Source organism: Hyphomonas sp. UBA3601 (assembly GCF_002375605.1).
Classification (GTDB): domain Bacteria; phylum Pseudomonadota; class Alphaproteobacteria; order Caulobacterales; family Hyphomonadaceae; genus Hyphomonas.
Window position 1 is genome coordinate 1 of sequence record NZ_DFME01000023.1, and the last position, 8,625, is coordinate 8,625.

Consider the following 8,625-nt stretch of genomic DNA (forward strand, 5'->3'; position numbering starts at 1 on the left):
TGTTTTCGATGGGCTTTTCCTGGGGTGGCTTTGAAAGCCTGATCATCCCGTGCGACCCGCAACTGAAACGATCAAAAGGCCACTGGATTGACCAAAAGGTCGGCCCTCTGCTCCGCATACATGTCGGTTTGGAGACCGTAGATGACCTGATTGCCGATCTCCGGGCAGGGTTTGAGGCTATGGGGGAATAAGAGCGTGGAATTGGGGGCTCGCAAAATCGGATTGATGCTGGGCCCTGCCCTGGCCGCGCTCATGTTGCTGTTCGGCCCACCGGAAGGCCTCAACCATGCGGCCTGGGGCACGGGAGCTCTGATGGCGCTTATGGCGGTCTGGTGGGCCACCGAGGCTATTCCCATACCTGCCACGTCTCTGTTGCCGCTTTTTGTTCTGCCGCTCGTTGGAGCGGGCTCACCAGCCCAGACGGGCAGTGATTATGCCAACCATATTGTCATCCTGTTGCTCGGCGGCTTCATCGTTGCCCTCGGCATTGAACGCTGGAACCTGCACCAGCGGATTGCACTCAACGTCATCAGCCGGGTGGGCACGTCGCCCGGCGCTATTGTCTTCGGCTTCATGCTCGCAACGGCCGTCCTGTCGATGTGGATATCCAATACGGCCTCGACATTGATGATGGTCCCCATCGCCATCTCAGCCAGCGCTGTGCTTGGGAGTGTTTCGAAACACTTCACCACGGCACTCCTGCTCGGTGTTTGCTACGCAGCTTCCATCGGTGGGGTCGCCACCCCGATCGGCACGCCGACCAATCTGATTGCAATCAGCTGGTTGCAGACCGAAGCGGGTGCTCATATCGGGTTCGCACAATGGATGGCCTTTGGCCTGCCGGCCATGGCGCTATTATTGCCGGTCGCATGGTGGAATGTCACACGCGGTATGCCGGTCCGCTCCGAAAATGCAGAAGCTGTGTCAGCTCACGTCAAATCCCAGCTTATCGGCATTGGCAAAATGACCGTCCAAGAAACCCGCGTCGCAATCGTTTTCGGGATCACAGCCACCCTATGGCTGCTCAGACTGCCACTTCAGCTATTCCTCGAAGCGTCTGGAATAGAGTTGCTCGCGAATTATGGTGGCGCGGAAGTCGACATGATGATCGCGATCTTCGGCGGGGTACTCATGTTTCTGGTCCCGGCGGGCGGCGGTGAAGATCGTGGCCTGCTCAACTGGCAGGAAGCTGAACAAATTCCGTGGGGCGTGTTGCTCCTGTTTGGTGGCGGCATCGCAATGGGCAAGGCCATTTCGCGCACCGGACTGTCGGAATGGATCGGCGAGAATCTGCGTGTTCTGGACGTGCTCCCGCCGCTAATCTTCATCGTTATTGTGGTTGCTCTGGTCATCTTCCTGACGGAAGTCACCTCAAACGTGGCCACAATGACCACGCTTGCACCCGTACTGGGTTCGCTCGCTGTTGCGCTCGGCACAGCTCCGGAAAGCCTGCTCGGCCCGGCCGCCGTGGCAGCGTCCTGTGCCTTCATGCTGCCGGTTGCCACCGCACCAAACGCCATCGTCTATGGCACGGGCCACATCACCATCCAGCAGATGATCCGCAAGGGCTTCTACATCAATCTGGCAGGTATCGTGATCATCGCTGCGGTAGGCTACTGGATCGCTCCGCTGGTCCTGTAGAGGAATCCAGCGACACGCGCCGAATTCCTCCTACACCCGACAAGCCTGCGTCCCTCAATCCCAGCCCCGTCTGCAGCAAGGCATACAGGGGCAAGCTGAACGCCACCTGAACTTAGGTTAACTCAGGCAGCTGGTGGCTCGCTGACCTGGACCATCAGTTTGCCTAGATTCTTGCCTTCGAAGAGACGCGACAAGCTGGCTGGTGCATTTTCCAGACCATCGACAATGTCCGCCTCGAACTTGATCTTGCCGGCCATCAACCATTGCGCCATCTGCTGAATGCCTTCCGGAAACCGCGGGAAGTAATCGATCACGATGAACCCTTTCAGCAAAGTCCGGCGCATCAACAGGTTCGAGAAATTGTACGGCCCCGGCACGGGGTCAGTTGCATTATAGGTGCTGATCAGTCCGCATAGCGGCATGCGCGAGAAATCATTCAGACGCGCAATCACTTCATCCATGATTTTGCCGCCCACATTCTCGAAATTGACGTCGATTCCCTTCGGACAGTGCTTGTCGAGCGCTGCCCCAACGTCTTCCGTCTTGTAGTTTATCGCAGCATCGAAGCCGGCCACCTCGGTCAGCCATTTGCATTTCTCGTCACTGCCCGCGATGCCAACAACCCGGCAGCCTTGGATCTTTGCAATCTGTCCCACCATGGAGCCGACTGCGCCGGCCGCCGCAGAGACGACCACCGTCTCGCCAGCCTTTGGCTTCGCAATATCCATCAGTCCGAAATAGGCCGTCATGCCAGTTGCGCCGAGCGGCCCCATATAGGCGGTCAGCGGCACACCTGGCAGGCGCGGCAGTGCGTTCAGCGAACTTCCGGGCAGATTCGAATAGAGCGACCAGGTACCGAGACCCGTGTTTACGATGTCTCCTTCCTTCAGCCCGTCAAAACGGCTTTCGGTGACCACGGCCAGACCGCCGCCACGCATGGCATCCCCGATGCCGACGGGCGGCAGATAACCATCCACATCGCTCATCCAGATGCGATTGGTCGGGTCGAGGGACAGGTAAATCAGGCGGGTTCGCACTTCACCATCTTCCAACGGCACAAGCGGAGACTCGACCAGTTCGAGGTCTCCCTCCTTCAGGTCACCTACAGGCCGCTGACGCAAAACCCAGCTCTTGTTCATCTCAGTCATTTTTATCCTCCCATGTCTTGACCGGGAGGCTAGGTCGAATTCCGGCTAGCGCAAGACTCCGCGTCTCGTCATCCGCCACGCATATGCAAGCAACAAGGCACCAATCAGGATGATGACTGCCGCAAACGCGGGATTTGAAGCTCCTTCCGGAACATCTTTCAGCGACATCCCATGAACCATGGATGCGAGCGCGGCCAGCAGCGATATCAAGAACGCCCAAACGGCAAACCGGCTGCGCAACAGGAGCAGAATGGATCCGATCAACGCGCCCCAGACGCCGAATGCCCAGATGACATACTGCCAGACTGGAAACGAATAGAAAAAGGCTCGCTGCTCTTCCGTGAAGTTCGACATATACGGCGCCCAATGGGTCACTGTGGCGGTGTAATCAAACGCGCCAAATCCGTTCCACAGTACCGCAAGAATACCCACGACCCAGAGATGCCAAGGCGTACCGGCGGCTTGTGGTTCCAGTGTTTCACTCATGCTTCCCTCCCAGAATTGTACGCGCAAGTTTACGCTGCGACGGCGCATTCGGCAAATCCCTATAGGTGAGGGTGCAATACCCCCTTCCGGATGGGTGACGTCGCGCATGACACGGGCTACACATTCGGCCAGCAAAGGATTCCCGAACCATGGCCACTGCCCCCGTCAACAAGGACAGCCACCTCTACCTGGTAGATGCCAGCGCATACATTTTTCGCGCTTTCCACGCCCTTCCCCCTCTGACCCGGGCCAGCGATGATTTGCCAATCGGCGCCGTGAGCGGGTTCTGCAACATGTTGTTCAAGCTGCTGGAAGATCTGAAGGGCGACGAGCGGCCCACCCATTTCGCCTGCATCTTCGACAAATCCTCCATCACGTTTCGCAATGAACTGTACGACCAGTACAAAGCGAACCGCTCGGAACCCCCGGAAGAACTGCGCCCCCAATTCCCGCTCGTGCGCCGCGCCGCCGAAGCCTTCGCGGCCCATGCCATCGAGAAGGAAGGATTCGAAGCCGACGATCTGATCGCCACCTATGCGCGTCAGGCCGAGGCGAAAGGCGCTCGCGTCACCATCGTCTCATCTGACAAGGACTTGATGCAACTTGTTTCCGATACCGTCCTCATGCTCGACACGATGAAGAACAAGACAATGGGTCGTGAACAGGTCTTTGAGAAGTTCGGCGTCGGCCCGGAAAAGGTCGTCGACATCCAGTCACTTGCCGGAGACAGCGTCGACAATGTACCCGGGGCCCCCGGAATCGGCGTGAAAACTGCGGCCCAGCTGCTGGATGAATATGGCGACCTCGACACGTTGCTCGCCCGCGCTGAAGAAATCAAACAGCCAAAACGCCGCCAGACCCTGATCGACAATGCCGATCTCATCCGCATTTCCAAGCAATTGGTGACGCTCAAAGACGACGTGCCGCTCGACGTACCGCTCGAAGACCTCGCCGTGCAGGATCCGGACCCAGACACGCTGATCAATTTCCTGGAAGAAATGGAATTCCGCACCATCACGCGGCGCGTGCGGGAAATGATGGAACTCGAAGGTACCTTGGAGTCCGCCCAGCCCGCAGAAGATCCGATCGACCGCAGCAAATACATCTGCATCCGCGATTTCGAAGAGCTGGAAGAGTGGATCACACGCGCCACCAAACAGGGCTATGTTGCAGTTGACACCGAGACCGACAGCCTCGATTCCATCGCGGCCAACCTTGTCGGCGTATCCTTGGCGCTCGCACCGAATGAAGCCTGCTACATCCCGCTCGCGCATGTCGATCCAGACAATGCGGGCGACGGAGACATGTTTGGCGCAGATCCGCCACGGCAGATCCGCATGCAGGATGCACTGCGCGCTCTGAAACCGATGCTCGAAGATCCGGCGATCCTGAAGATCGGGCAGAATATCAAGTACGACCTCTCGGTCTTCGCCACTCACAACATCGATGTCGCGCCGATTGATGACACGATGTTGCTGTCTTACGTATTGAATGCGGGCAAGCACAATCACGGCATGGACACGCTGTCGGAGCGATACCTGCAGCACAACACTATTCCGTTCAAGGAGATTGCCGGAACGGGCAAGTCGCAGGTGACGTTCGATCGGATCGCGCTGGACAAGGCGACAGAATACGCCGCCGAGGATGCCGACATCACCCTGCGCCTGTGGCAGGTTTTCAAGCCCCAGCTGCGCACGGAAAAGGTCATGACGGTTTACGAAACGCTGGAACGCCCGCTCGTCCCCGTCCTCGCCCATATGGAGCAGGAGGGGATCAAGGTCGACCGCGATCACCTCTCGCGCCTGTCATCCGATTTTTCCCAACGCATGGCTGCGCTTGAGGCCGAAGCGTATGAACAGGCTGGCCGCGAATTCAATATCGGCAGCCCGAAACAGCTCGGGGAAATCCTGTTCGACGAAATGGGTCTTGAGGGCGGCAAGAAGACCAAGACTGGCGCATGGCAGACGGACGCCGACGTGCTCGAAGGGCTCGCTGCAGAAGGCCATGGCCTGCCCCGCACGATCGTCGACTGGCGAACCCTCTCCAAGCTCCGGTCGACCTATACCGAAGCACTGCAAGCGGCGATCAATCCCGACACAGGGCGCGTGCATACCAGTTACTCGATGGCGGTTGCCCAAACTGGTCGCCTGTCCTCCACAGATCCGAACCTTCAAAACATTCCCGTTCGCACCGAGGAGGGCCGCAAGATCCGCGAAGCCTTTGTCGCCGAAAAGGGCAATGTTCTGGTCAGCGCGGACTACAGCCAGATCGAGTTACGTATCCTGGCGCATATAGCCGATATTGATGCGCTGAAGGACGCCTTCAAGGAAGGCCTCGACATCCATGCCCTGACGGCCAGCGAAATGTTTGATGTGCCTATCGAAGGCATGGACCCCATGGTCCGCCGTCAGGCAAAGGCGATCAATTTTGGTATCATATACGGCATTTCCGGCTTCGGCCTCGCACGCCAGCTGGGCATTCCCCAGAGCGAAGCCAGCGAGTACATAAAAACCTATTTCAAACGCTTCCCCGGAATCCGCGCATACATGGACGAGACCAAAGCTTTCGCCAAGGAGCATGGATACGTTACCACCGCCTACGGACGGAAAATCAATCTCTCTGGTATCAAGTCCAAAGGACCACAGCGCTCCTTTGCTGAGCGCCAGGCCATCAACGCGCCCATTCAGGGATCCGCTGCCGACATCATCAAACGCGCCATGATCCGCATGCCAGATGTACTGGCCAAAGCAAGCCTGTCTGCGCGTATGCTGCTTCAGGTCCATGATGAACTCGTCTTTGAATGCCCGGAAGCCGAGGCCGACAAATTGATCGAAACCGTGAAGACCACCATGCAGGGAGCCGCCGGACCGTCACTTCAGCTATCTGTACCCTTGGTTGTCGACGCGCGCGCCGCCAGCAACTGGGCCGAGGCGCACTAAAGAACATAAACAAGTTTTCACACTTAGGGCCTCCCCTCTATGTTAGCATTCCCGTCAGACGGGAAGCAAAACATGGTTCGCAGGATCGTAGTCGGAATGATCGCAGCATGCATGGGGGGCGCAGCGACAGCGGAGGTGGATTTATCCAAACTCAGGGCTCAGATTGAGCGCGCAGTGAAAAGTGAGGACTTGTCCGCAATAACCACAGTGTTCGGACCTGAAGTCCAGATCATGCCGGAATACCAGAAGACAATGACCGGACCGGACCATGCGGCCCTGTACTACAAGACGCTGTTTGACGGCATCGACATCAATTTGTTTGACAAAACCCTCACCGAGACAATTCCGATCGACATGTTAAAAGTGGACATCGGCGCGTTCACTCTGAACTATACTGCAGCGCAGTCCGCTGAGGCGAAGGAAGTATCCGGGCACTACTTCGATGTCTGGGAAGAAAGTGCGGCTGGCGATTACGTGCTGATCGCACAAACTTGGAATTTCGACAGCGTGTACACGGAAATCCGGGAAACCACGATGTTCGACACTCTGCCTGGCATACATCTGGCCTTCACGCCATCAGTCCCAGTCGATTCCGGCGCGGCGTTCGATCACCTCGCCGTCAACCTGTACAATGATGCTGCGATGATAAGACAGCAATCCGACATTCTTTACCATGTCTACTCAGAAGATGCCGTTATGTACCCACATGACAGTGGACCGAGAGTTGGGCAGGAGGCCATCAAGGAATTCCTTGAAGACTATACGTCTGGCTGGCCCAGTTTTGACTATATAAAAACGGCGTCACACAGAATAGAAGGCACCGCACCTTACGCAATGTCACTGATATCCTACAATCTGCGCTGGGACTCATTGGATAATTCCGGCGTCTCCATCGGCAAGGGCATCCGCATCATGAAACGAAACGAGGATGGATCATTGCGAACCTACAGGCTTATATCAATGCACGACCAATAAAGTTGCGTCGCCGCCCCGGCGCGGGTGAGCAACCGGGACGGCGAACAGGTCAGACCTCCGTCAGAATATCCGGATATGGAAGGCGGGACTTCGGGAGCGAGGCGTTATAGTCCTGCTCAGGATCGTGATAGCCGAGCGGCACTACAACGAGCGAGGAGAAGCCCCTCTCGCGCAGGCCGAACTCGGCGTCGAGCACTGCCGTTTCAATGCCTTCCATCGGCGTGGAGTCTATGCCCAAGGTGGCTGCGCCCAACATGAACTGGCCAATATTCAGATAGACCTGCTTATCCATCCAGTGCTGGACATCCTTCAAGTCCTGCTTATGGAGGTTCACGAACATTGACCGGCCACCGTGCATGGCGGGCTTGTGCGTGTCTTTGTCCACATCGAAGCGACCGTCTTTGTCTTCCTGTTCCAGCACATGCTGGAGATAGTCTTCATCCACGGCAAGGCGGCTGGCAAACACCACGACATGCGAAGCGTTCAGGATCGAGGGGCGGTTGAAGGGGTACTTCTCTGTTGCCTTGGCAACGCGCGCCTTGCCTTCCGGTGTTGAGGCGAGAATGAAATGCCAAGGCTGGATATTCGTGCTTGATGGACTGAACCGCAACAGCTCTTTCAGCTTTTCCACATTCTCGTCAGAGATACGACGTTTGGGGTCGTAGGCCTTCGTCGTGTAACGGGCCTTGGCGTAGTGAGTGATATCATGTTTCATGGGAGGGTCCTTTGATACTTGGAAAAATGGAAAGTTTCGGGAGGGGGATTGATCAGCTCTTTGCAGAGACGATTTCGAATTCGCCTTCGGACCGGACATAGAAAAGGCAATCCGCGTCCGCGCCGCAGGCGAGATTATCGCTTGTGTTGGCCTCAAGGCCGACATAGCCTCCCGGCGCAAGGGTCGCCGATTCCGCCTTGCCCTTCAGGTGCACTTCTGGCGCGCCAGAAATCGCCACAACCCGCAGGTCACTTTGATTACTGCGCAGGCGGGCGGACTGCCCAGCCGGCAGTTTGACCAGTGCGCCTTGTGCGCCATTGTTTTCCGGGGAGTTCCAAAGAAACGAAATTTTCGCGCCGCCGTCCCGGTCGATCCAGGTAATGTCTGAGGCATCAAGCCAAACGAGATTGGTGTGATCAAGGTTCACCGGGCGTTCGCCCGAATCGAAGGACTCATCCGCAGGTTTTACGAGATATGGACCGTCATCAATCTCGACATAGGCCATGTTGAACGCATCACCGGCCGACGTGACATGGGCCTCACCCGCCGGCTGGGTCCAGAATGAGCCGGCCGGCAGCCACATATCGGCCGCTCCCGGATCGTCATTGTGGATCACCCCTTCAATCACGACCCCGCGATATGTCACGTTGTGAATGTGGGGCGGAGACGAGAAACCTTCCTTGAACTGAACGAGGAAACCGGATTCACCGGCGGAGGGGCG

Annotated in this window: 8 protein-coding genes; 4 read left to right on the top strand and 4 right to left on the bottom strand. The window is 57.3% G+C overall.

The genetic code is table 11. The features are described 5' to 3' along the window. Positions 1-191: PLP-dependent transferase (locus B4F73_RS01955; RefSeq protein ID WP_290481722.1), on the top strand; the 191-nt coding region annotated here is incomplete at its 5' end. 10 nt (positions 192-201) lie between these two features. Further along, positions 202-1,641 carry an SLC13 family permease gene (locus tag B4F73_RS01960; protein WP_290482385.1) on the top strand — a complete coding sequence of 480 codons (1,440 nt, stop codon included), beginning with the start codon at positions 202-204 and terminating at the stop codon, positions 1,639-1,641. Between the two features lie 122 nt (positions 1,642-1,763). Here B4F73_RS01960 and B4F73_RS01965 read toward each other — a convergent pair whose 3' ends face one another. Both B4F73_RS01965 and B4F73_RS01970 read right to left on the bottom strand, forming a co-directional pair. Then, positions 1,764-2,780 carry an NADP-dependent oxidoreductase gene (locus B4F73_RS01965; RefSeq protein WP_206993185.1) on the bottom strand — a complete coding sequence of 339 codons (1,017 nt, stop codon included), beginning with the start codon at positions 2,778-2,780 and terminating at the stop codon, positions 1,764-1,766. 54 nt (positions 2,781-2,834) lie between these two features. Beyond that, positions 2,835-3,275: a hypothetical protein gene (locus tag B4F73_RS01970; protein ID WP_206992785.1), complete on the bottom strand. Its 441-nt coding sequence runs from the start codon at positions 3,273-3,275 to the stop codon at positions 2,835-2,837. Positions 3,276-3,424: 149 nt separating this feature from the next. Here B4F73_RS01970 and polA point away from each other — a divergent pair, with 149 nt between their 5' ends. Both polA and B4F73_RS01980 read left to right on the top strand, forming a co-directional pair. Next, positions 3,425-6,214 carry a DNA polymerase I gene (gene polA, locus B4F73_RS01975; RefSeq protein WP_290478887.1) on the top strand — a complete coding sequence of 930 codons (2,790 nt, stop codon included), beginning with the start codon at positions 3,425-3,427 and terminating at the stop codon, positions 6,212-6,214. 72 nt (positions 6,215-6,286) lie between these two features. Next, positions 6,287-7,189 (top strand): hypothetical protein, encoded by a 903-nt coding sequence (locus B4F73_RS01980; protein ID WP_290482386.1) that lies wholly within the window; start codon positions 6,287-6,289, stop codon positions 7,187-7,189. A gap of 49 nt (positions 7,190-7,238) precedes the next feature. Here the strand turns inward: B4F73_RS01980 and nfsB are convergent, their stop codons facing one another. Then, positions 7,239-7,904 carry an oxygen-insensitive NAD(P)H nitroreductase gene (gene nfsB, locus B4F73_RS01985; protein WP_206992782.1) on the bottom strand — a complete coding sequence of 222 codons (666 nt, stop codon included), beginning with the start codon at positions 7,902-7,904 and terminating at the stop codon, positions 7,239-7,241. A 52-nt stretch (positions 7,905-7,956) separates the two neighbouring features. Beyond that, a partial coding sequence (locus B4F73_RS01990) for a DUF4437 domain-containing protein (protein WP_290482387.1) occupies positions 7,957-8,625 on the bottom strand: 669 nt, incomplete at its 5' end.

Bases quoted from the DNA above. Each gene is read 5' to 3' on its own strand.
- B4F73_RS01965 (WP_206993185.1), bottom strand. From the start codon at position 2,780: ATGAACAAGAGCTGGGTTTTGCGTCAGCGGCCTGTAGGTGACCTGAAG.
- B4F73_RS01970 (WP_206992785.1), bottom strand. From the start codon at position 3,275: ATGAGTGAAACACTGGAACCACAAGCCGCCGGTACGCCTTGGCATCTC.
- polA (WP_290478887.1), top strand. From the start codon at position 3,425: ATGGCCACTGCCCCCGTCAACAAGGACAGCCACCTCTACCTGGTAGAT.
- B4F73_RS01980 (WP_290482386.1), top strand. From the start codon at position 6,287: ATGGTTCGCAGGATCGTAGTCGGAATGATCGCAGCATGCATGGGGGGC.
- nfsB (WP_206992782.1), bottom strand. From the start codon at position 7,904: ATGAAACATGATATCACTCACTACGCCAAGGCCCGTTACACGACGAAG.